This is a genomic window from Ochrobactrum sp. SFR4 (assembly GCF_019730395.1).
GTDB lineage: Bacteria > Pseudomonadota > Alphaproteobacteria > Rhizobiales > Rhizobiaceae > Pseudochrobactrum.
The window spans coordinates 1-241 of the sequence record NZ_JAAPBB010001272.1 but is presented as its reverse complement, the minus strand read 5'-3'; the positions used below and the strand labels follow the sequence as shown (position 1 = coordinate 241).

The window sequence follows — 241 nt, the reverse complement described above, 5'->3', positions numbered from 1 at the left end:
CGGTACTGACCGGACGTATTGGTCACAAGATAGACATGTCCAGAGAGATGCGGGACTGAAACGCAACCACGCTGTGAAAAGGATGCATCAGTACGCTCGCGTTCTTCGAATTTGAGATGCGCGTTCCCTGCATCCCAGACAATATCCGTGCAGTAAGCAAAAATATCGCCGTGATTACCAAAAGAAGGACGCAACGTGAGAAATGTCCCTTCCAGCCACGAAACGGCAGCGCGTGAATAAG

At 50.6% G+C, this 241-nt stretch carries 1 pseudogene; it reads right to left on the bottom strand.

Features of this window, described 5'->3' with window-relative positions:
* Window positions 1–241 (bottom strand): annotated as a pseudogene (locus HBA93_RS23110) (transcriptional regulator); the annotation flags it as partial.